Source organism: Sagittula sp. P11 (assembly GCF_002814095.1).
Taxonomy (GTDB): domain Bacteria; phylum Pseudomonadota; class Alphaproteobacteria; order Rhodobacterales; family Rhodobacteraceae; genus Sagittula.
Genome location: NZ_CP021913.1, coordinates 3,120,069 through 3,141,833 on the forward strand (window position 1 = coordinate 3,120,069; position 21,765 = coordinate 3,141,833).

The window sequence follows — 21,765 nt, forward strand, 5'->3', positions numbered from 1 at the left end:
GGGGGCGAAGAGATGGATGGGGACATCCCGAATTCCTTGCCGTCAGGACGGACCCATCCCGGGTCCGCCCCGGCATTCCTGTTGCCCTGCACCGGCTGGGCACAAACGACCGGAGACAGTCGATGAAACACGTCATGACCTTCACCGCCGCGGCGACCTTTGCGCTGACGGCCTCCACGGCGATGGCCGAAACCCAGATCACCTGGTGGCACGGCATGGGCGGCCACCTCGGCGACGTGGTCAACCAGATCGCCGCCGGCTTCAACGAAAGCCAGTCCGACTACGAGATCACCCCGGTCTTCAAGGGCACCTACGAGGAAACCCTGACCGCCGCCATCGCCGCCTTCCGCGCGGGCGAGCAGCCGAACATCGTTCAGGTCTTCGACGCGGGCGCCGCCACCGTGATCGGCGCCAAGGGCGCGACGATCCCGGTTCAGGACCTGCTGGAACAGAACGGCGTCGACTTCGACATCGAGGATTACATCGCGGGCGTGCGCTACTTCTACGCCGACAGCGACGGCAAGATGATCGGCATGCCGTTCAACTCCTCCTCGCCGGTGCTCTACTACAACGCCGACGCTCTGGCCGCCGCCGGTGTCGAGGCCCCCGCCACCTACGAAGAGTTCGAAGCCATCGCGCCGAAGCTGAAGGACGCGGGCTACACCCCGCTCGTGCAGACGCACCTGCCTTGGGAATTCGTCGAGAACTTCCACTCCCGCCACAACCTGCCGTTTGCCACCAACAACAACGGCTACGACGGCGCAGAGGGCACCGAGATCCTGATCAACTCCCCCGAGATGGCGATGCACTTCACCAAGGTGAAGGAATGGCTTGACGCGGGCCTCTTCGGGTTCCACGGCACCTCCTGGGACGACAACAAGGCGCATTTCCTCGACCAGTCCGCCGCCATGTACATCGGCTCCTCGGGTGACTTCGGCGGCCTGACCGCGCTCGACCTGCCGTTCGAATGGGCCTCCACCTACCTGCCGCACTGGGCCTCGATCACCGAAGAGGGCTACCAGTCCTTCATCGGTGGGGCGTCGCTGTTCGCCATGTCCGGCAAGTCGGACGAGGAAAACGCCGCCTCCGCCGCCTTCTTCGAATACCTGACCTCCCCCGAGGTGCAGTACATGTGGCACCGTGAAACCGGCTACGTGCCGATCACCGAGGCCGCCTACGAGATGGCGAAGGAAGACGGCCACTACGACCGCTTCCCGGCGGCCGAGACCGGCATCAAGCAGCTCATGCTCCAGTCGGGTGAGAACACCCACGGCTACCGCATGGGCTTCTACGTCCAGATCCGCGACATCGAGAACCGCGAGCTGGCAAAGTTCCTGAACGGCGAAACCTCCATCGAGGACGCGCTTTCGACCATCGAAGCCGAAGGCAACGAGCTGCTGGGCCGCTTCGCCCAGACCACGAACTGAGCCTTTCCGCGATGACACGACGGCGGCCGCCCCGGGTGGCCGCCGCTCCCCTTTGAAGGACCTGCGATGAAGCGCGCCTCTTTCGACAACCCGTGGCTCCCGATCCTGCTGCTCCTGCCGCAGCTCTCGATCATCTGCCTGTTCTTCTACTGGCCCGCGTGGCAGGCGCTGCGCTCGTCGTTCTTCCTCGAAGACCCGTTCGGCTTCGGCGAAACCTTCGTGGGGCTGCAGAACTACGCCCGGCTCTGGACATCCAGCCAGTACCTGAAGAACGCGGGCTTCACGGTGGTCTTCTCGCTCTGCGTCACCTTCTTCTCGCTGGCCATCGCACTGCTCCTTGCGGTCAAGGCCGACAGCGTGCTGCGCGGGGCAAAGACCTACCGGACGCTCCTGATGTGGGTCTACGCCGTGGCGCCGCCGGTCGCGGGCTTCCTCGCCCTGATCCTCTTCAACCAGCGCTGGGGCCCGATGGTCGATTTCTTCGCCCAGTTCGGCTGGCAGATGAAGGTCCGCCTCGACTACTTCGACACCGCCTTCGCCATGGTCGTGGCCTCCGTCTGGAAGCAGATCCCGGTGAACTTCATCTTCTTCCTCTCCGGCCTCCAGTCCATCCCGCGCGCCGTGCGCGAGGCGGCGCTGATCGACAACCGCTCCGGCATCTCGCGCTTCTGGACGGTGACCTTCCCGCTGCTCGCGCCCACGGGGTTCTTCCTGCTGATCATCAACATCACCTACGCGCTTTTCGACACCTTCGGCCTGATCGACACCATCCTGCGCAACAACCCCGGCGACCAGCCGGTGACGCTGGTCTACCAGGTCTACCTCGACGGGTTCCGCGGGCAGGACATCGGCGGCTCCTCCGCGCAGTCGGTCGTGCTCATGGTGCTGGTGCTGGCGCTCACCATCATGCAGTTCCGCCTCGTCGAGCGGCGCATCCACTACACCTGAGGACCGCCATGGCAGAGATTTCCCAGACCACCGGACGCACCGCGGCCCGCGCCGCGGAACGCCCCGCCCGCAAGCCCCTGCGCTGGGGTGCCGTCGCCGACCACGCGATCCTGATCGCCGGGGCCGCGCTGATGATCGTGCCGCTGCTGACCATGCTGCAGATGACCACGATCCCCGACGCGCAGGTGATGCAGCACGGCCCCTCGCTGGAAATCGGCGACCGCTTCTGGCCGAACCTGCAAAAGGCGCTCTTCCAGTCGATGAGCTTCTCGGGCGAGACGACCGGCATCAACATGTTCCGCAACTCGATGATCCTCGGGCTGGGCTTCGCCATCGGCAAGATCGTCATCGCCATGATGGCCGCCTATGCCATCGTCTACTTCCGCCTGCGCTTTGCCACGCTGGCCTTCTGGCTGATCTTCACCACGCTGCTCCTGCCGCTTGAGGTGCGCATCGTCCCCTCCTACGAGATCACCCAGAAGCTGGGCCTCCTGAACACCTGGACCGGGCTGATCGTGCCGCTGATCGCCTCGGCCACCGCGACCTTCTTCTTCCGGCAGTTCTTCATGTCCGTGCCCGAAGAGCTGGTCGAGGCGGCAAAGATCGACGGGGCAGGGCCGGTGAAGTTCTTCATCGACATCCTCGTGCCGCTCTCCCAGACGATGATCGCCGCGATGTTCATCATCATGTTCGTCTACGGCTGGAACCAGTACCTCTGGCCCACCATGGTCTCGACCGAGGAAGACAAGTTCACCCTCGTCCAGGGCATCAAGCAGATCACCCAAAGCCTCGAAGGCAACCACATCCCGGAATACGGGCGGTCGAACCTTCTGGCGATCCTCGCGGTCCTGCCGCCGGTGCTGGTGGTCGTCTTCTTCCAGCGCTGGTTCGTGAAGGGCCTCACCGACTCCGACAAGTAACCCCCGCCTCCGCGCGGCGGCGTCCCACCGGGCCGCCGCGACAGGACCCCGGCACGCCCGCGCGAAACGCCGCATCAGGGCAAACGACAAAGGAAAAAAGGAATGGCAACGGTCACGCTGCAAGACGTCCGCAAGGTCTATCCCAACGGGTTCGAGGCGGTGAAGCCCACCAGCTTCACCATCGCCGACGGCGAGTTTCTCGTGCTCGTCGGCCCCTCCGGCTGCGGCAAGTCCACGCTCCTGCGGATGATCGCGGGGCTGGAGGACATCACCGGCGGCACGCTCCACATCGGTGAACGCATGGTCAACGACACCGACCCCGCCGACCGCGACATCGCGATGGTCTTCCAGAACTACGCGCTCTACCCGCACATGACCGTCCGCCGGAACATCGGTTACGGGCTGAAGAACCGGAAGACTCCGAAGGCACAGATCGATGCCAAGGTCGAGGAGGCCGCGAAGATGCTGAACCTCACCGACTACCTCGACCGCAAGCCCTCGCAACTCTCGGGCGGCCAGCGCCAACGCGTCGCCATGGGCCGCGCCATCGTCCGCGATCCGGCGCTCTTCCTCTTCGACGAACCGCTCTCGAACCTCGACGCCAAGCTGCGCAACCAGATGCGGATCGAGATCAAGGCCCTGCAGCGCCGGCTCGGCGTGACCTCGATCTACGTGACCCACGACCAGGTCGAGGCGATGACCATGGCCGACCGGATCGTGGTGCTGAACGGCGGTGTGATCGAACAGATCGGCACCCCGTCCGAGATCTACCACAGCCCCGCGTCCACCTTCGTCGCCTCCTTCATGGGCGCCCCGCCAATGAACCTGGTGGAGGCGCGCTTCGGCGACGGCGCGGTGCGGCTGCCTGACGGCACGCCGGTCATGGCCGCCCCGAACGGCCGCACCGGCGCGATCACGCTGGGCATTCGGCCGGAAGACGTGCGCGTGGGGCAGGGGGCCATGGCCTTCGACGTGGCGCTGGTCGAGGAACTGGGCGCCCATCGCCTGCTGCACGGCGAGGTGGCGGGCCAGCCCTTCACCGCGCACGTCCTGAAGGACAGCGCCCACGCCACGGGCCGCCACCCCATCGAGCTGCCGCAAGCGGCGCTCGCCCTCTTCGACATGGAAACCGGACAACGCCTGTGACCCTCGCCACCACCCGCCCCGCCATCACCGTCACCGACACCCTGCCGCCCGTCACCGTGGACGAACGGCACCGCCTCCTGACCGCGCCCCGCACCGCCGAGGCGCACCGCGCCCTCATGGCAGAGGTCCCGGCCATGTCGATGGTCCAGACCGGCGGCACCGCCTCTGCCCCGCAGTTTCCGGCGACCCTCTCGGTCGTGGCATGGAACGTCGAACGCTGCCTCTTCCCCGAGGACAGCGCCGCCCACCTCGCGCCCCGCGCCCCGGACATCGTGCTTCTGTCAGAGGTCGATCACGGCATGGCCCGCACCGGCCAGCGCCACACGACCGAGGTCATGGCCAAGGCGATGGGCATGGCCTACGCCTACGGGGTGGAGTTCCACGAGCTCGACCTCGGCGGGCCGACCGAACGGGTGTTCTGCAGCGACGACTTCAACGCGCTCGGCTGGCACGGCAACGCGATCCTGTCGAAGGTCCCGTTCGAAAGCGTCACGCTGATCCGGCTCGACGATCACGGCCACTGGTTCTCGGAGGCGGCGGGCGCCGATCCCGAGCAGCCGCGCCTTGGCGGCCGGATGGCGCTTGCCGCCGTGGTGCCGACCGACGCGGGGCCGCTCTGCGTCGTCTCCACCCACCTCGAAAGCAATTCCGGCTCAGACCACCGCGCGCGGCAGATGCAGATCCTGCTCGACGGCATCGACGCCTTCGCACCCGCGATGCCCGTCCTGATCGGCGGCGACCTCAACACCGGCAACCATGTCCCGCCCGACTTCGACTGGCGGGGCGAGGCGCTGTTCGCCATGGCGGAAGAGCGCGGCTATTCCTGGACCTTCACCGCCGAGGGCATGACCACGCGCCCCAGCCTCATCACCCCGCACCCGACCCGCGTGATGAAACTCGACTGGTTCGCCGGGCGCGGCCTGACCCCGCTGGACCGGGCGGTGATCCCGTCGCTCGACGCGAATGGCCGGCCGCTTTCGGACCACGACGCGGTCTGGTGCCGTGCCGGTGTCACACCGCTCTGAGACGCCCGCCGAACAGGCAAACCAGCGGCGCGCCCAATGGCGCGCCGCGCGTTTTTTGTATACACGCTAGCTATACGTCATAAATACGTTACACTCCGGTGCATGAGAGCCGCACCAGCCCCCTTCCGACCGATTCTGGCCCGGGCCGCCGCCGGGGTCCTGCTCTTGCTGTCCGCCGCCCCTGCCGCGGCGCAAAGCCCCATCGCCGACATCATCTGCGCCCCCACGCCGCAGATGGAAAAGCGTCTCGCCAGCCACCGCAACATCACCAAGGCCGCCTCCGGCCTGCGCAATCCCGAAGAGGTGCTGGAGGTCTGGACCGGGGCAGAGGGCACCTGGACCATGGTGATCCGCTACGCCTCCGGCACATCCTGCATCGTGGCCATGGGCGACGCCTGGCAGATGGCGCAGGGCGAAGCGCCTTCCTGAACCGGCCCTCCTGACCCGCGCGACCCGGCAAACGGCAACCGCTGTCATGGAACCTTCGCGCGACCGTCGCAAAGCTGAATCCGAAGCGTCAAGAAACTGACGCGCCCGGCCCGTAGGACCGCCCGGTAACAACCGGGGGACCCGATGCTCGAAGTCGACAATCTGACCAGACGTTTCGGCGACAGGACGGCCGTGGACCGTGCCAGTTTCACCGTGCCGGAACCGGCGATGATCGGCATCATCGGGCGCTCGGGCGCGGGCAAGTCGACGCTGCTGCGCATGGTCAACCGCCTCACGGATGCCTCCGAAGGCGCGATCCGCTTCGAGGGCCGCGAGATCACCGCCCTGACCGGCGCCGCGCGCCGCACCTGGCAAAGCCGCTGCGCGATGATCTTCCAGCAGTTCAACCTCGTGCCGCGCATGGACGTGGTGTCGAACGTGCTGCACGGCACGCTCAACCGCCGCTCCACCCTGTCGACGGTCTTCAACCTATATCCGCGTGCCGACATCCACCGCGCCATCGAGATCCTCGACCGCCTGGGCATCGCCGCCGAGGCGCCCAAGCGGGCCGAGGCGCTCTCCGGCGGCCAGCAGCAGCGCGTCGCCATCGCCCGCGCCCTGATGCAGGACCCGGCGGTGATCCTCGCCGACGAACCCATCGCCTCCCTCGACCCGATGAACGCGCAGATCGTCATGCAGGCGCTGCGCACCATCCACGAGGAAGACGGCCGCACGGTCATCGCCAACCTGCACACGCTCGACACCGCGCGCCGCTACTGCGACCGGGTGATCGGGATGCGCGACGGGCGCATCGTCTTCGACGGCACGCCCGCGCAGCTGACCACCGGCATGGCCCGCGAGATCTACGGCGCGGGCGCGGATTTTTCCGAAGCCGCCACCTCCACCGAAATCGAGACGCTCGACCACGAACTGGCGGCCATCGCCAGGGCCGACGCGCTCGTCTGACCACCGACCACACCTTCATCGACGGAGAAACTGATGAAAAAGCTGATCGCCATCGCCCTCGCCACCACCGCGCTGACCGGCGCGGCACAGGCGCAGGACATCACGGAGTTCCGCATCGGCATCCTTGGCGGCGAGAACGCCCAGGACCGCATGAACTCCTACGCCTGCCTGCAGAACTACGCGTCCGAGGAACTGGGCGTCGAGGTCAAGCTCTTCGCCCCCGCCGACTACAATGGCGTGATCCAGGGCCTGCTCGGCGGCACGCTCGACATGGCATGGCTGGGCGCGTCCGGTTACGCCGCCGTCTACCTGCAGGACCCTGACGCGGTCGAGCCGGTGCTGGTAAAGCAGAACCTCGACGGCTCCATCGGCTACCACTCCATCGGTTTTGCCCGCAAGGACAGCGGCATCACCAAGCTGGAGGACGTGAAGGGCAAGGTCTTCGGCTTCGGCGACCCGAACTCCACCTCCGGCTACCTGATCCCCTCCATCGAGATCCCGCAGGCCACCGGCGCGTCGATGGAATCCGGTGACTACTTCGGCGAGGTGAAGTTCACCGGCGGCCACGAGCAGACCATCGTCGCGGTCTTCAACGGCGACATCGACGCCGGCGTGACCTGGGCCGACGCACAGGGCAACTGGGAAGACGGCTACAACTCCGGCGCGCTGCGCAAGGCGGTGGACGCGGGCCTCGTCGACATGAACGAGCTGACCGAGATCTGGAAGTCCAAGGTCATCCCCGAGGGTCCCGTGGTCCTGCGCAAGGCGCTGCCCGAGGACGTGAAGACCCGCATGACCGCGCTGGTCGACGGTCTTTATGAGCGTGACGCGGACTGCGCCTACGGCGTGGCCGCCGGCGACACGCTGGGCTTCATCCCGGTCGACCACGACACCTACCAGTCCGTGATCGACGCCCGCAAGGCCGAGATCGGCGGCTGATCGCATCCGCGACCGCCCCGGCGGCAATGGCGCGTCAGCCCGCAGCGGCGCGCCCTTGTCCCGCATCCTGCAGACCGCGCCCCGGGCCACGCGCCCGGGGCCATCCCTGAACGGAACCCCATGACAGACGCCACCCTTACCGTCGGCCAGATCCGGTCCGGCTACATGGAGCAGGTCCGCCGCAAGCGCCTTTACGGCGGGCTGACGCTCATGATCTTCGTCCTGCTCATGGTCTCCGGCTTCGTCGTCGCCGACGACCGCAACGCGGGCGGCTTCTGGGACGGGCTGTCGCAACTGGGCGACTACCCCGCCGCCGTCCTGTCGGAGGCCTGGGAAAAGCGCGCCGACCTGCCTTCGCTCGTGGTGAAGTACTTCCCCGCGCTGGTCGAGACGGTGAACATCGCCGCCGTCTCCACCCTGCTGGGCGCTGCCTTCGGCACCGTCTTCGCGCTGCTCTCGACCCGCGGCCTCGCCCGCTGGCCGCGCCTCGTCCCGCTGTTCCGCCGCCTGATGGACGTGATGCGCGCCGTCCCCGAGATCGTCATCGCGCTGGTGCTGATCTTCGTCCTCGGCGGCGGCCCGGTGCCCGCGATGATCGCCATAGCCGTGCATTCCACCGGCGCCCTGGGCAAGCTCTTCTCCGAGGTGGCCGAGAACGCCGATCTGAAGCCGGTCGAGGGGCTGTCCTCCGTCGGCGCCTCCTGGACCCAGCGCATGTGGCTGGGCGTCCTGCCGCAGGTCGCGCCGAACCTGCTCAGCTACGGGCTCCTGCGGTTCGAGATCAACATCCGCGCCTCCGCCATCCTCGGCTTCGTGGGCGCAGGGGGGCTGGGCTACGAACTCAGGAACTCCATGGCCTGGGGCCCGGGCCGCTTCGACGAGGCGGCGGCCATCTTCATCCTGCTCTTCGGTGCCATCGTGCTCTTCGACCAGCTCTCCAGCCGACTGCGCAACCGCCTCACCGAAGGAGTCCACGCATGAGCCTTGCCGATGTCTCCGCGATGCAGGCCGGCGCCGACCGGCTGTTCCTGCGCAAGCGCCTGACCGCCTTCGCGCTGCCCGCGCTGGTGCTGGCCTACCTCGTCTACATCGCTTTCGCCTTCGACATTGCCGGTCTCGCGCAGCGCGCCCGCTGGGACAATGCCGTGACGCTGGCCTCGGACTCGTGGTCCTACAAGGTGCATGTCACCCGCGACCACCGCTCCGGCCAGATCGACTACGCCGTCGAGGGGGAGCGCAAGGGCGCCTATCCCGAAGGCACCCGCCCCGACTGGGTCACGGGCGATACCGTCACCACCGTCGACCTCGGGCACGGCCACATCGTCCGGCTCCTGCCCGAAAACGCGACCGAAGTTGTCATCCCCGGCTTCGGCACGATCGAGGCGCGCTTCGACGGGCGCGCCGTCGTCACCAATCTGCCCGCGGACCTCCCCGACTGGATCAACGCCGCGCGCAACCGCGTGGCGATCACCACCGGCGAGGGCCGGATCACCATCACCCGCTCGAAGACCGAGATCTTCAACTACTTCCCGGGGTGGGAGCTGTTCTTCTACACCTTCGACAGCCCCTATCACGGCCATGGCCTGCCCTGGATCCTCTTCGGCGACCGGATCGACCCGGCCCGTCCGAACCTCGCGGGCGCATGGCAGGACTTCTGGGACAACCCGATGTGGCGCCACGCCGACGTCGCCTGGGCCATCGGAGAGACCATCCTCATGGCCTTCCTCGGCACCTTCGGCGCGGCCATCGTAGCGCTGCCGCTGGCCTTCCTCGCCGCGAAACGCTTCGCGCCGCTGATGGCCGTCCGTTTCGCCATGCGCCGGGTCTTCGACTTCGTGCGCGGCGTCGATGCGCTGATCTGGACCGTCGTCCTCGCCCGCGCCTTCGGCCCCGGCCCGATGACCGGCGCGCTGGCAATCCTCGTCACCGACACCGGCACCTTCGGCAAGATCTTCTCCGAGGCGCTGGAGAACACCGACCCGAAACAGATCGAGGGCATCGCCTCCACCGGCGCCAACCCGGTGCAGCGCATCCGTTTCGGGGTGATCCCGCAGATAGTGCCGGTGCTGCTCAGCCAGGTGCTCTACTTCCTCGAATCCAACACCCGCTCCGCCACGATCATCGGCGCGATCACCGGCGGCGGCATCGGCCTGCTGCTGACGCAGGCGATCCAGACCCAGAAGGACTGGGAAGAGGTTGCCTATTACATCATCCTGATCATTCTGGTGGTCATGATGATGGACTGGATCTCCGGCAAGCTGCGCGCCCGCCTGATCGGGCGCAGGGACGGCCACTGATGGCGCGCGTCTTCGTCACCGGCGTGAACCGCGGCATCGGCGCGGCCCTCATGGCCGAGGCAAAGGCGCGCGGCCACACCGTCGCGGGCACCACCCGCGACGGGCGGGACGGCACCGTGCCGCTGCGCCTCGACGATCCCGCGACCATCGCGGGCCAGCTTGCGGATATCGGCCCCGTCGACATCCTCATCAACAACGCGGGCGTGATCGGCCCCGACCGGCAGTCGCCGCTCGACATGGACTTTGGCGGGTTTGCCGCGACGCTGGCGGTCAACACGCTGGCGCCGCTCGCCGTGGCGCAGGCACTCCTGCCGTCGCTCAGGGCGGGGCAGGGCGCGCGCATCCTCACCGTCTCCTCGCAGATGGCCTTCATGGGCTACGCGAAGTCCGACCGCATCGCCTACCGCGCCTCGAAGACGGCGGTGAACAAGGTCATGCAGGGCCTCGCGACCGACCTCGCGCCAGAGGGCATCGCCTGCGTCCTCGTCGATCCGGGCTGGGTGCAGACCGACATGGGAGGCACCGGCGCGCCCGTAACGCCGGAGGCGGTGGCGCAGGGCATCCTCGACCTCGCCGACCGGCTGACCCTCGCGGACACCGGCCGCTTCTTCCGCTTCACCGGCGAGGAACGCCCGTTCTGAGCGGCCAGCCCGTGACCCACGCAAAAGGACCGCCCATGGCCCGCCTGTCCCCGGACGCCCCCGTCGTCCAGCCCGACTGCTCGATCACCGAAAGCACCTTTGGCCGCTACACGGAGGTCGGGCGCGGCAGCCGCATCGCCTACAGCCACCTCGGCGACTACAGCTACTGCGACCGCTACGCCGATATCGCCAACGCGACCGTCGGCAAGTTCGCCAACATCGCCGCATTCACCCGGATCGGCGCCACGGATCACCCGCTGGACACCGCCGCCTGCCACCACTTCCTCTACCGCTCCGACGACTACTGGGACGACGCGGAACCGGACGCCGCCTTCTTCGACCACCGCCGCTCCCGCCGGGCGGTCATCGGCCATGACACCTGGATCGGCCACGGCGCCATGATCAAGCCGGAGGTCACGCTGGGCCACGGCGCGGTGGTGGCCTCCGGCGCTGTGGTGACGAAGGACGTGGCGCCCTACACCATCGTCGCGGGCACCCCGGCCAGGGTCCTCCGCCTGCGCCAGCCCGAGGCCATCGCCGACCGGCTGATCGCGCTGGCCTGGTGGGACTGGCCGCACGACCGCCTGCGCCAGACGCTCGACGACTTCCGCACCCTGACCGCCGAAGCCTTCCTCGACAAGTACGCGGGCTGACGCCCGGTCCTTCTGCCCACACCGAAACCGCCGACACGCCGCGCCACGTCCTTCACCCCCGCTCCACGCGGCGGGCCGGCGGGGAGGGCATGGCTGACCTCGGCCCCTCCGCCCACCTTCCCGAAACCGCCGACACCCCGGACGACCGCAGGACGCCGCATGCCTGCGGGATCGACCCGACAGCTCCGCCCCGTCAGTCCTCCAGCGTCAGGGTGATCCTGTCGCCCGCCCACCACGTCCGCCCGAACTCGATGGGCACCCCCTCCGGGTCGACGTTAAGGCTGGTGGTCTTCAGGACCGGCGCGCCCTCCGCCAGGTGCAGGTGCAGCGCCTGAACCGCCGTCGCCGCCACGGCAGTGATCCGGGTCGAGGCGCGGGTGTAATCCGCCACGCCCGCCGCGTGCAACGCATGGGTCACGCCCTTGCCCTCCGCCAAGGCCTCCGGCAGCCCGGGCAGCCGGTCGAGCGGGTAGATCGACTCCGCCAGCGCCACCGGCTGCCGGTCCGCGAAAGAGAGCGAATGGCTCGCCAGCACCCGCGCGCCCTCTGCCACGTCCAGCACCTCGGCCTCGCCCGCGCTGGCGGCGCGCACCTCCTGCCCGAGGATCTCGCGCCCGGGCATGCGGCCCGCGCGGCGCAGGTTCTCGGTGAAGCGCACGCGCGCCCCGATGGGATAATCGGTCGGCGCCGCCGCCACGAAGACCCCCGATCCCCGGCGCGACCGGAGCACGCCCGCCTCCACCAGCGAGGCCACCCCGTGCCGCACCGTGTGCCGGTTCACGCCGAAACGCTCCGCCATCTGCGCCTCGGTAGGCAGCTTGTCGCCCGGGCCATAACGTCCCTCGGCGATCTCGTCGCGCAGCGCGCGGGCGATTTCCGCCCACAGAGGCGTCCGGTGCGGCGTCCGTTTCGATGCTCCGTTACTCAAATTTCACACTTTCCGACTCGCGCCCGGGGGCGGCATCTGCGATAATAAGTCTAGTTGTATAGATATGGCGGGATTTGTCGAGATGAAAGACCTGCAAGACGACACCGGCGGCGCCGCGGACCGGCGCGCGTGGATGGGCCTTCTGGCCCGCGCGCCCAGGGGCCGTCCCGCCGAACTGCTGGATGCGCTGGGACCGCGCCCCGCCGCCGACTGGCTGCGCCACCCGGAGACCGGCAGCGTCATGGTGCAAGGCCGGACCGGGGGCACCGGCACGCCCTTCAACCTCGGCGAGATGACGGTGACCCGCTGCGTGCTGCGCCTTGCAGACGGCACCGTGGGCCACGCCTACGTGCAGGGCCGCGACAAACCCCATGCGGAAGCGGCCGCCCTGATCGACGCGCTCATGCAGACCGGCGCCGCCGACCGTGTCCGGGCCGAAGTGCTGGACCCGCTCGCCGCCGAGGCCGCCCGGCGCCGGGACACCCGCGCCCGCAAGGCCGCGGCGACGAAGGTGGATTTCTTCACCATGGTCCGGGGAGACGACTGATGACGACCGACGCCCTCGAAGGCGGGTTCGCCGACCCTGCGCTGGACTCCGCCCGCGCCTTCCGCGCCGTGATGACCGCCATGGCCCGCCCCGGCACGATCCACCGGCTCGACGGCGCGACACCGCCCGCGCCGCTCTCGCCCGCCGCCGGCGCCGTGCTGCTCACGCTCTGCGACGCCGACACGCCGCTGCACTTGGCCGGCGCGGCAGACTGCCCGGCCGTCCGCCAGTGGATCGCCTTCCACATCGGCGCGCCGATCAGCGGTGCGGCGGACTGCACCTTTGCCCTGGGCCGCTGGGAGGACCTCGACCACGACCAATACCCCCTGGGCACGCCGGAATACCCCGACCGCTCCGCCACGCTCATCGTCGAAACCGACAGGCTGACGGCGGAAGGCGCGCGCCTTTCTGGCCCCGGCATCAGGGACACCGCCACGCTCTCCCTTCCCGAAAGCGACCTTTTGTCCCGGAACCGGACGCTTTTCCCGCTGGGCCTCGACCTGATCCTCACCTGCGGCGCGCAGGTCGCCGCCGTGCCCCGCACCACCCGGGTGCAGTTTCCCGCAACGGAGGACCGCTGATGTATGTCGCTGTCAAAGGGGGCGAACGCGCCATCGGCAACGCCCACGCCTGGCTGGCCGAGGAGCGCCGCGGCGATCCCGCGATCCCCGAACTCACCGTGCCGCAGATCCGCGAACAGATGGCGCTGGCGGTCAACCGGGTGATGGCCGAAGGCTCGCTCTACGATCCCGACCTCGCGGCGCTGGCGATCAAGCAGGCGCGCGGCGACCTGATCGAGGCGGTCTTCTTGATCCGCGCCTACCGCACGACCCTGCCGCGCCTCGGCAGCAGCGCGCCGCTCGACACCGCGGCGATGGCCTGCGACCGGCGCATCTCGGCCACCTTCAAGGACCTCCCCGGCGGGCAGGTGCTGGGGCCGACCTTCGACTACACGCACCGCCTGCTGGACTTCAAACTGGCCGCCGAAAGCGCGCCGGAGGCCACGCCGGACCCCGCCCCGGAACGCGAAGCGACGGGCGAGGCCGTGCCGCATGTCACCGGCTTCCTCAACCGCGAGGGCCTGATCGAGGAGGCCCCGGCAGAGGACACCACGCCCCCGGACCTGACCCGCGACCCGCTGGAACTGCCCGCCGAACGGGCGCTCCGCCTGCAGGCGCTGACCCGGGCGGACGAGGGATTTACCCTCGGGATGGCCTACTCGACCCAGCGCGGCTACGCCCGCAACCACGCCTTCGTGGGCGAATTGCGGATCGGCGCGGTGCCGGTGGAGATGGAGATCCCCGAGCTCGGCTTCGCGGTCGAGATCGGCGAGGTCGTCCTGACCGAATGCGAGACGGTGAACCAGTTCAAGGGCTCGAAGACCGAGCCGCCGCAGTTCACCCGTGGTTACGGGCTGGTCTTCGGCCAGACCGAGCGCAAGGCCATCGCCATGGCGCTGGTCGACCGGGCGCTGCGCTGGCAGGAACTGGGCGAGGACGACAGCGGCGCACCGGCGCAGGACGCGGAATTCGTACTCTACCACGGCGACAACGTGCAGGCGACGGGCTTCCTCGAACACATCAAGCTGCCGCATTACGTCGACTTCCAGTCGGAGCTGGAGCTGGTCCGCAAGTTGCGCCGCGAGGCAGAGGCAGCGCAGGACCGCCCCGCCACGCAGGAGGCGGCGGAATGAGCATGGTCCTGACAGCGGCCCGCGGACGGCCCGCGCCTGTCGTCATTGGCGCCGCCGGCCCGTGTGTGCCCTACCCGTTCCCCAGCCTTGACCTGACCCCCTCCGTGAGCCTCCCCCCCTCCCTAACCCTCCCCCGGGACGGGGGAGGGAACCTGCCGCGCAAGACGGTTAAGCCGGGATTAACCTGTCAAGGTCCAGAGTCCGCCCGATGCCGCAGGGCTTTCCCTCCCCCGCTGCGGGGGAGGGCCAGGGAGGGGGCAGGGACAGGACAGGCAGGCCCGGGAGCGACCGCACGCCCCGTTCATCTGATCTTGACGCCCCCCGGAACACCGGCGGTCGGGGACCAGATGACCGGCTTTCACAACGACGCCCAGAAGGCTGAGGCCCGGCGCCGGCGCCACGAGATGACGGAGGCGCAGAAGCGGCTCTGGCAGTTCCTGCGCGCCCACCGCTTCATGGGCCTTTCGGTGCGCCGCCATGCGCCCGTCGGCCCGCTGATCGTGGATTTCCTCATCCCGGCGCACCGCCTCGCGATCGAGACTGGCCACCCCCGCGACCCGGCCCGCGCCGCCTGTCTGAAGGCCCGCGGCTACCGGGTCCTCGGCTTCAACGACACCGACATCCTGACGCGGACGGACGCCGTCCTGCGCGCCATAGCGGAGGCCCTTCGGTCATGACCCCCGACACCGGCGACCTCGCCTACAACTTCGCCTACCTCGACGAACAGACCAAGCGGATGATCCGCCGCGCCATCCTGAAGGGGCTGGCGATCCCCGGCTACCAGGTGCCCTTCGCCTCGCGCGAGATGCCCATGCCCTACGGCTGGGGCACCGGCGGGGTGCAGGTCTCGGCGGCGGTGATGACGCCCGAAGACCGCTTCAAGGTCATCGACCAGGGGGCCGACGACACCACCAACGCGGTCTCCATCCGGACCTTCTTCGAACGCACCGCCGGGGTGGAGACGACCACCCGGACAGCGGAGGCCACGGTGATCCAGACCCGCCACCGCATCCCCGAACAGCCGCTGACCGAGGACCAGATCCTCGTCTACCAGGTGCCGATCCCGGAGCCCCTGCGCTTCCTCGAGCCGCGCGAGACCGAGACCCGCAAGATGCACGCCCTGCAGGACTACGGGCTGATGCACGTCAAGCTCTACGAGGACATCAGCCGCCACGGCCATATCGCCACCGCCTATGCCTACCCGGTTCAGGTCGAGGGCCGCTATGTCATGGACCCCTCGCCGATCCCGCGCTTCGACAACCCGAAGCTGGACGGGTGCCCCGCGATCCAGCTGTTCGGCGCCGGGCGCGAGCAGCGGATCTATGCCCTGCCGCCCTATACACGGGTTGTCAGCCTCGATTTCGAGGACCACCCCTTCGAGGCCTCGAAGGCGGACCACCCCTGCGCGCTCTGCGGGGCGGAGGACAGCTATCTCGACGAGGTGATCGTCGACGACCGGGGCGGGCGGATGTTCGTCTGTTCGGACACCGACCACTGCGAAACCCGGCAGGCGCAGGGGTTTCGCGGGGAGGCCGCGGCATGAGCGAACTGATCCTGCGCGCCCCCGAAGAGCGCGACATTCCCGCCCTGCACGAGATGATCCTGCGCCCCGCCGTGCAATGGGGCACCGGGCGGCTGCCCTATCAGAAAACCGACTGGGTGGCCGAACGGGTGCGGGCAAGGACCGAAGGGGTCCACAGCCTCGTGGCGGAGAAGGACGGCACGGCGATCGGCTGGGCGACCCTGACGCGCGGCCCGGACCGCCGGTCGCATTCCGGGTCGCTGGCGATCACCGTCCACGACCTGCATCACCGGCAAGGGGTCGGGCGGGCGCTGATGACAGCGATCCTCGACCTGGCCGACAACTGGCTGGGGCTGATCCGGACGGAGCTGGAGGTCAACCTCGACAACCACGGGGCCATCGCGCTCTACCGGGCGTTCGGGTTCGAGGACGAGGGCATCCGCCGCGCCTCGCTTCTGCGCGACGGGGTCTACGTGGATTCGCTGCTGATGGGCCGCCTGATCGCCCCGCGCCCCACCGCCGGGGCCCCGGGGGACGCCTCTGCCGCGTCGGGTTTCGCGGCGAAATCCTCCGGGCCGGGAGAGGGGGCATGATGCCCGCCGTTGCCGGGCTGCGGGGGCGTCGCTCTGGCCTGGGCCACGGGCTGGGTGAACCGTTCCGGGCAGGGGCCGGGGATGGCTGCCGGGCTGAGGCCCAAGCCGGGTTTGCGGCTGGGGCGGTGCGTCCGGGCCGGGTGGATTTGATGGATGCCGGGGGTCTGGTGGCAGCTATTGCCACAGGGCGTCCGGGGCAGGGAGAACGAGCATGACACCACTTCTGTCCGTCGAGGGGCTGACGAAGCGATACGGGGCGCACCTGGGCTGCGGGGACGTGAGCTTCGAGCTCTATCCCGGCGAGGTCATGGGCATCGTGGGCGAGAGCGGGTCGGGCAAGTCGACCCTGCTGAACTGCATGGCCGGGCACCTGAAACCGGACGCCGGGCGGGTGGTCTTCGACACCGCCATGGGGCCGCGCGACACCGTCACCATGTCCGAGCCGGAGCGGCGGATGCTGGGGCGGACCGACTGGGCCTTTGTCCACCAGCATGCCCGCGACGGGCTGCGGATGGGGGTCAGCGCCGGGGGCAACGTGGGCGAGCGGCTGATGGCCGTGGGCGCCCGCAACTACGGCGAGATCCGGGGCGCCGCCTGCGACTGGCTGGGCCGGGTGGAGATCGACCCGGGCCGGGTGGACGACCGGCCCACGACCTTCTCGGGCGGGATGCAGCAGCGGCTGCAGATCGCGCGGAACCTCGTGACCGGGCCGCGGCTGGTGTTCATGGATGAGCCAACGGGGGGCCTCGACGTGAGCGTGCAGGCCCGGCTGCTGGACCTTCTGCGCGGGCTGGTGCGGGACATGGGGCTGAGCGCCATCATCGTGACCCACGACCTGGCCGTGGTGCGGCTTCTGGCCGACCGTCTGATGGTGATGAAGTCGGGCCGGGTGGTGGAGCAAGGTCTGACCGATCAGGTGCTGGACGACCCGCAGCACGGGTACACCCAGCTTCTGGTCTCCAGCGTGCTGCAGGTCTGAGGCATGGACCGGGACCGGTGGAGGTTTCGCCGCGAAACCTCATTTATTAACAACGGGTTAATCCTAAAGGCAGGGTGAGACGATGATCGAGATCGAGGACGTGGCCAAGACCTTCACCCTGCACAATCAGGGCGGGGCGGTGATCCGGGTGATGGAGGGCGCGCACCTGCGCGTCGCCCCCGGCGAATGCGTGGCGCTGACCGGCGCGTCGGGCGCGGGAAAGTCGACGCTGATGCGGATGATCTACGGCAACTACCTTGCGGCCTCGGGCCGGATCGTGGTGGGCGGCGTGGACGTGGCACAGGCCGCCCCGCGCGAGATCATCCGGCTCAGGCGCGAGACGCTGGGCTATGTCAGCCAGTTCCTGCGGGTGGTGCCGCGGGTGCCGACGCTCGACGTGGTGGCGGAGCCGCTGCGCGCCGTGGGCGTGGACGAGACGGCGGCGCGCGCCCGTGCGGCGGAGCTGCTGGCGCGACTCAACATCCCCGAGACACTGTGGCCGCTCTCGCCTACGACGTTTTCGGGCGGCGAGCAGCAGCGGGTGAACATCGCGCGCGGCTTTGCCCATGCCTATCCGGCGCTGCTGCTGGACGAACCGACCGCCAGCCTCGACGCGGTGAACCGGGCGGTGGTGCTGGAGCTGATCGAGGCGGCGAAGGCGCGGGGCGCGGCCATCGTCGGGATCTTCCACGACGAGGCGGCGCGGGCGCGGATCTGCGACCGGGAAATCGACGTGGCGCGGTTCACGCCGGGGATGGCGGCATGAGCGGTCTGACCGCCCCCTTCCGGACGGCCCGACTGCGCCCCTGTGGGCGCAGCGGCCCGCTCTCCGGGCCGCAGTCCGGTCACGGGCCTGCCGGAGTTTCCGGCGGGGGTGTGACATGAGCGGGCGGCTGATCGCGGTGGTCGGGCCTTCGGGTGTCGGCAAGGACAGCGTGATGCAGGGGATCGCGGCTGCCGCGCCCTCCATCGGGGTGGTGCGCCGGGTCATCACCCGCGATGCGGAGGCGGGCGGCGAGGTGTTCGACGCGGTGTCCCGGCAGCGGTTCGCGGAGATGCAGGCCGGGGGCGCCTTCTGCCTGTCGTGGCAGGCGCACGGGCTGTCCTACGGCATCCCCGCGGGGGTGCTGGCGGCGGTCCGGAGCGGGGCGGAGGTCATGGCGAACCTGTCGCGCGCGGTGCTGCCGGAGGCGCAGGGGATGTTTCCCGGCTTCGTGGTGCTGAACCTGACCGCCACGCCGGAGACGCTGGCCGCGCGGCTGGCGGGGCGGGGGCGGGAGAGCGCGCCGGAGATCGCGCGGCGGCTGGCGCGGGCGGGCTATGCGCTGCCCGAGGGCATGGCGCGGCTCGACGTGTCGAACGACGGCCCGCTGGAGCGGACCGTCGCCGAGGCGCTGGTGCGGCTTCACCCGGTGAGGGCGTAGCGGTGGATCAGTTCGAAGCGGCCATCGGGACGTTCGCCGCAGAGGCAGATGTCGGCCATGACGAAGGGTTCCCGGAGCGGCGGCAGGGCGTCCCTGATGGCGGCCTCCACCGCGTCGAGCCGGTCCTTGTCCACCTTGCCGGTCAGCGTCAGGTGGAAGCGGAACTGGTCGAGCACGTAGGGGTAGCCCCATTTGCGCAGGTGGTGTTCCTGCCGCTCGGTCAGCCCGGCCTTGCGGCGGCGGTCGAGCTCGGCGTCGGAGGCGGGCGTGCGGAAGGTGTCGAGGTCGGTGACGCAGGCGGCGGCGATCCGGCCGATGCCGGAGATGTCGCCCGTGGGGGTCAGCGCGAACCAGCGGCCGAGCCGGGTGAGCGCGAGGCCCGCGCTGCGCGCCGGGGCGGTGCGGCCAGCCAGGGCCGCGACCGCCGCTTCGAGATCGGGCAGGCTGCCCTGAAGGCGGAAGGGCGGCTTCAGCGTGCCGTGGAAGCCGTACTTGCGGGGCGCCCCGGTGATCTGTTCGATGGGGGGCAGGTTTTCGGGCAGGGCGGTCTGCGCCACCTCTGTCCCGGTGACGGCGTCCCAGCCCAGCCAGCGCGCGCCGAACGTCTGCAACACGCCTTCGGGCGGCATGAAATACACAGCATAACGGGAATGGTCTGACATGAATTCTCCGGTCTTTTCGAGCGACATGACACGCGGTGATGACAGGCGCGTGTCAGCCTCTTTCTGCCTTGCCAATGCGCGCCTCGTTCTGGACGAGCGGGTGGTCACGGGCAAGCTTTGCGTTGAGGACGGGGTGATCGCGGAGGTCCGCTCCGGCGGAGACGTGCCGGCGGGCGCGATCGACTGCGGCGGCGATTACGTGCTGCCGGGGCTGGTGGAGCTGCACACCGACAATCTCGAACGGCACATCCAGCCGCGCCCCGGGGTCGACTGGCCGCATGTATCGGCCCTGCTGGCGCATGACGGGGAGCTGGCGTCCTGCGGGATCACCACGGTCTTCGACGCGATGCGGGTCGGGTCGATCCATTCGGGCAAGGGCCGCTACGCGGAATACGCGCGGGGGCTGGCGTCGGAGATGATGGCGCTCCGGGCGTCGGGGGCGATGCGGATCAGCCACTTCCTGCACCTGCGGGCGGAGATCTGTTCGGAGACGCTGCTGGAGGAGCTGGCGGGCTTCGGGCCGGAGGACCGGGTGGGCATCGTCAGCCTGATGGACCACACGCCGGGGCAGCGGCAGTTCCGCGACCTGTCGAAGATGAAGCAGTACGTCGCCAAGAAGCGCAACATGTCGGACGCGGAGTTCGACGCGCATGTGGCGCACCTGAAGGGGCTGCAGGCGGAGTACGGCACGCGGCACGAGGCGGGCGCGGTCGAGGAGGCGCGGCGGATCGGCGCCGTGCTGGCCAGCCACGACGACACGACCGAGGAGCAGGTGGCGCGGAGCGGGGCGCTGGGCGTGGGCTTTGCCGAGTTCCCGACCACGGTGGAGGCGGCGGAGGCCTGCCGCGAGCGGGGGATCGCGATCATGATGGGTGCGCCGAACGTGATCCGGGGCGGGTCGCATTCGGGCAACGTCTCGGCGCTGGCGCTGGCGGAGTTCGACCTTCTGGACATCCTGTCGTCGGATTACGTGCCCTCGGCGCTGTTGCTGTCGGCGTGGCGGCTGGGGGCGCTGTGGGACGACCTGCCGCGCGCGGTGCGGACGGTGACCTCTGCCCCGGCGCGGGCGACCGGCCTGACGGACCGGGGCACGTTGGCGGAGGGGCTGCGGGCCGACCTGCTGCGGGTCGAGACCTTCGGCGATGCGCCCGTGCTGCGCGGGGTCTGGTCGCGCGGGCGTCAGGTGGGGTGAGGCGCGGGTGCGCTGTGCGGCAGCCGGTTACGGGCGGGGTCGTGGCCTGCGCAAACCTGGCCGAAGCCCGGGCCGGGCGGCGGGCAGGTCGGCTGCGCCGGAGAGCGCGGTGCGCCTGGTGCGTGCCCCTTGGGCCACGTCCGGGGAATTGGCCGGAGTGTGGGGGCCGGAAACGGATCAGGCCGCCCGTGGGGGCGGCCTGATGGTCGTTGTCGGAAAGGTCAGCTCGGGCAGGCGGCGCCGGTTTCGATCCAGGCTTCGGTGAGCTGGCCGAAGATCTCCTGGTTGCCCGGGGCGGGGGTGCGGCCTTCGCCCGGTTCCCAGCCCCAGCCGACGAGGCCGTCCTCGGCGTTGTGCTCGTGCAGTTCCGCCAGCGACTTGCCGCCGTTGGTTTCCGGGTCCTTGAGCTGGGCGCAGATCTCTGCCGCCGACTTGCCGATCCAGCCCATTTCCAGCGGCGCGAGCTGCCACGGGCTGTGGCCGGGGATGGACCCGGTGCCGGTCTCGAAGGCGTAATTCTCCTCGCCGTGGCAGGTGTTGCAGCGCATGCCCGGCGCGCCGAAGTCCGCATCGCCGCGCACCACCGGCGGCATGTGGATCTTCATCTCGTCGCCCTGCCGCGGGGTGTTGTCCACCGGGTGGCAGTTCAGGCAGCGCGGGCTTTCGATCACCACCAGCATCTCTTCGAACAGCGAGACGGAGCGTTCCGTCTCGTCCGTGATGCCGTCGAACTCGTCCACGGTGCGCAGCCCGTTGACGGTTTCGGCGAAGGCGGGGCCCATGAGGGCCGGGGCGACGCCAAGGAGCGCCGCCATCAGAAGGGTCTTTTTCATG

25 protein-coding genes are annotated in these 21,765 nt (G+C 69.4%); 22 read left to right on the forward strand and 3 right to left on the reverse strand.

Features of this window, described 5'->3' with window-relative positions; genetic code table 11:
• The first annotated feature begins 122 nt into the window (after nucleotides 1-122).
• The 12 genes from CDO87_RS15125 (at nucleotide 123) to CDO87_RS15180 (ending at nucleotide 11,391) form a co-directional block, all read left to right on the forward strand.
• On the forward strand, nucleotides 123-1,427 hold the full coding sequence (locus CDO87_RS15125; RefSeq protein WP_100929546.1) for an extracellular solute-binding protein: 1,305 nt from the start codon (nucleotides 123-125) through the stop codon (nucleotides 1,425-1,427).
• Nucleotides 1,428-1,493: 66 nt separating this feature from the next.
• Complete coding sequence (locus tag CDO87_RS15130; protein ID WP_100929547.1) at nucleotides 1,494-2,375, forward strand: ABC transporter permease subunit; 882 nt, start codon at nucleotides 1,494-1,496, stop codon at nucleotides 2,373-2,375.
• A gap of 8 nt (nucleotides 2,376-2,383) precedes the next feature.
• A complete protein-coding gene (locus tag CDO87_RS15135) occupies nucleotides 2,384-3,295 on the forward strand; it encodes an ABC transporter permease subunit (protein ID WP_100929548.1) in 912 nt (303 codons plus the stop codon).
• 102 nt (nucleotides 3,296-3,397) lie between these two features.
• Entirely contained in the window at nucleotides 3,398-4,441 is a 1,044-nt protein-coding gene (gene ugpC / locus CDO87_RS15140; protein WP_100929549.1) for a sn-glycerol-3-phosphate ABC transporter ATP-binding protein UgpC, read from the forward strand.
• Nucleotides 4,438-5,466, forward strand: coding sequence for an endonuclease/exonuclease/phosphatase family protein (locus CDO87_RS15145; RefSeq protein ID WP_254698150.1), 1,029 nt, complete (start codon nucleotides 4,438-4,440; stop codon nucleotides 5,464-5,466). Before ugpC ends, CDO87_RS15145 begins: the two co-directional genes overlap by 4 nt.
• A 102-nt stretch (nucleotides 5,467-5,568) precedes the next feature.
• Nucleotides 5,569-5,895 carry a hypothetical protein gene (locus CDO87_RS15150; protein WP_254698151.1) on the forward strand — a complete coding sequence of 109 codons (327 nt, stop codon included), beginning with the start codon at nucleotides 5,569-5,571 and terminating at the stop codon, nucleotides 5,893-5,895.
• 144 nt (nucleotides 5,896-6,039) lie between these two features.
• Nucleotides 6,040-6,861, forward strand: a complete 822-nt coding sequence (gene phnC / locus CDO87_RS15155; protein ID WP_100929550.1) for a phosphonate ABC transporter ATP-binding protein — start codon at nucleotides 6,040-6,042, stop codon at nucleotides 6,859-6,861.
• Between the two features lie 33 nt (nucleotides 6,862-6,894).
• Nucleotides 6,895-7,800, forward strand: coding sequence for a phosphonate ABC transporter substrate-binding protein (gene phnD, locus CDO87_RS15160; RefSeq protein WP_100929551.1), 906 nt, complete (start codon nucleotides 6,895-6,897; stop codon nucleotides 7,798-7,800).
• 120 nt (nucleotides 7,801-7,920) lie between these two features.
• Nucleotides 7,921-8,781: a phosphonate ABC transporter, permease protein PhnE gene (phnE, locus tag CDO87_RS15165; RefSeq protein ID WP_100929552.1), complete on the forward strand. Its 861-nt coding sequence runs from the start codon at nucleotides 7,921-7,923 to the stop codon at nucleotides 8,779-8,781.
• The gene (gene phnE, locus CDO87_RS15170) at nucleotides 8,778-10,097 is read left to right on the forward strand and encodes a phosphonate ABC transporter, permease protein PhnE (RefSeq protein ID WP_100929553.1); all 1,320 of its coding nucleotides are present in this window, start codon (nucleotides 8,778-8,780) and stop codon (nucleotides 10,095-10,097) included. The genes phnE (CDO87_RS15165) and phnE (CDO87_RS15170) overlap by 4 nt, the downstream gene beginning before the upstream one ends.
• Entirely contained in the window at nucleotides 10,097-10,738 is a 642-nt protein-coding gene (locus CDO87_RS15175) for an SDR family NAD(P)-dependent oxidoreductase (RefSeq protein WP_100929554.1), read from the forward strand. The genes phnE (CDO87_RS15170) and CDO87_RS15175 overlap by 1 nt, the downstream gene beginning before the upstream one ends.
• A 35-nt stretch (nucleotides 10,739-10,773) precedes the next feature.
• The gene (locus tag CDO87_RS15180; protein ID WP_100929555.1) at nucleotides 10,774-11,391 is read left to right on the forward strand and encodes a chloramphenicol acetyltransferase; all 618 of its coding nucleotides are present in this window, start codon (nucleotides 10,774-10,776) and stop codon (nucleotides 11,389-11,391) included.
• A 193-nt stretch (nucleotides 11,392-11,584) separates the two neighbouring features.
• Here CDO87_RS15180 and phnF read toward each other — a convergent pair whose 3' ends face one another.
• Complete coding sequence (phnF, locus tag CDO87_RS15185; protein ID WP_100929556.1) at nucleotides 11,585-12,319, reverse strand: phosphonate metabolism transcriptional regulator PhnF; 735 nt, start codon at nucleotides 12,317-12,319, stop codon at nucleotides 11,585-11,587.
• Nucleotides 12,320-12,401: 82 nt separating this feature from the next.
• Here phnF and phnG point away from each other — a divergent pair, with 82 nt between their 5' ends.
• From phnG to phnN, 9 genes are all read left to right on the forward strand, one after another.
• A complete protein-coding gene (gene phnG, locus CDO87_RS15190) occupies nucleotides 12,402-12,866 on the forward strand; it encodes a phosphonate C-P lyase system protein PhnG (protein WP_100929557.1) in 465 nt (154 codons plus the stop codon).
• The gene (phnH, locus tag CDO87_RS15195; RefSeq protein WP_100929558.1) at nucleotides 12,866-13,447 is read left to right on the forward strand and encodes a phosphonate C-P lyase system protein PhnH; all 582 of its coding nucleotides are present in this window, start codon (nucleotides 12,866-12,868) and stop codon (nucleotides 13,445-13,447) included. Before phnG ends, phnH begins: the two co-directional genes overlap by 1 nt.
• Nucleotides 13,447-14,559, forward strand: coding sequence for a carbon-phosphorus lyase complex subunit PhnI (locus CDO87_RS15200; protein WP_100929559.1), 1,113 nt, complete (start codon nucleotides 13,447-13,449; stop codon nucleotides 14,557-14,559). The genes phnH and CDO87_RS15200 overlap by 1 nt, the downstream gene beginning before the upstream one ends.
• 347 nt (nucleotides 14,560-14,906) lie before the next feature.
• Entirely contained in the window at nucleotides 14,907-15,236 is a 330-nt protein-coding gene (locus tag CDO87_RS15205) for an endonuclease domain-containing protein (protein ID WP_100929560.1), read from the forward strand.
• Nucleotides 15,233-16,102, forward strand: a complete 870-nt coding sequence (locus CDO87_RS15210; protein WP_100929561.1) for an alpha-D-ribose 1-methylphosphonate 5-phosphate C-P-lyase PhnJ — start codon at nucleotides 15,233-15,235, stop codon at nucleotides 16,100-16,102. The genes CDO87_RS15205 and CDO87_RS15210 overlap by 4 nt, the downstream gene beginning before the upstream one ends.
• Nucleotides 16,099-16,674 (forward strand): GNAT family N-acetyltransferase, encoded by a 576-nt coding sequence (locus CDO87_RS15215; protein WP_100929562.1) that lies wholly within the window; start codon nucleotides 16,099-16,101, stop codon nucleotides 16,672-16,674. Before CDO87_RS15210 ends, CDO87_RS15215 begins: the two co-directional genes overlap by 4 nt.
• Nucleotides 16,675-16,885: 211 nt before the next feature.
• Nucleotides 16,886-17,653 (forward strand): phosphonate C-P lyase system protein PhnK, encoded by a 768-nt coding sequence (gene phnK / locus CDO87_RS15220; RefSeq protein ID WP_100929563.1) that lies wholly within the window; start codon nucleotides 16,886-16,888, stop codon nucleotides 17,651-17,653.
• An 82-nt stretch (nucleotides 17,654-17,735) separates the two neighbouring features.
• Entirely contained in the window at nucleotides 17,736-18,419 is a 684-nt protein-coding gene (gene phnL, locus CDO87_RS15225) for a phosphonate C-P lyase system protein PhnL (protein WP_100929564.1), read from the forward strand.
• Nucleotides 18,420-18,534: 115 nt separating this feature from the next.
• On the forward strand, nucleotides 18,535-19,077 hold the full coding sequence (gene phnN / locus CDO87_RS15230) for a phosphonate metabolism protein/1,5-bisphosphokinase (PRPP-forming) PhnN (protein WP_100929565.1): 543 nt from the start codon (nucleotides 18,535-18,537) through the stop codon (nucleotides 19,075-19,077).
• On the opposite strand, the gene CDO87_RS15235 is transcribed toward phnN, so the two are convergent.
• Nucleotides 19,059-19,739 carry a DUF1045 domain-containing protein gene (locus CDO87_RS15235; RefSeq protein ID WP_254698152.1) on the reverse strand — a complete coding sequence of 227 codons (681 nt, stop codon included), beginning with the start codon at nucleotides 19,737-19,739 and terminating at the stop codon, nucleotides 19,059-19,061. The two genes, phnN and CDO87_RS15235, sit on opposite strands and share 19 nt — an antisense overlap.
• Before the next feature lie 25 nt (nucleotides 19,740-19,764).
• Between CDO87_RS15235 and CDO87_RS15240 the strand changes: the two genes are divergently transcribed.
• Nucleotides 19,765-20,931, forward strand: coding sequence for an alpha-D-ribose 1-methylphosphonate 5-triphosphate diphosphatase (locus tag CDO87_RS15240; protein ID WP_100929567.1), 1,167 nt, complete (start codon nucleotides 19,765-19,767; stop codon nucleotides 20,929-20,931).
• Nucleotides 20,932-21,152: 221 nt separating this feature from the next.
• Here the strand turns inward: CDO87_RS15240 and CDO87_RS15245 are convergent, their stop codons facing one another.
• Nucleotides 21,153-21,764, reverse strand: coding sequence for an Isoquinoline 1-oxidoreductase subunit (locus CDO87_RS15245; RefSeq protein WP_100929568.1), 612 nt, complete (start codon nucleotides 21,762-21,764; stop codon nucleotides 21,153-21,155).
• Between the last annotated feature and the right edge of the window lies 1 nt (nucleotide 21,765).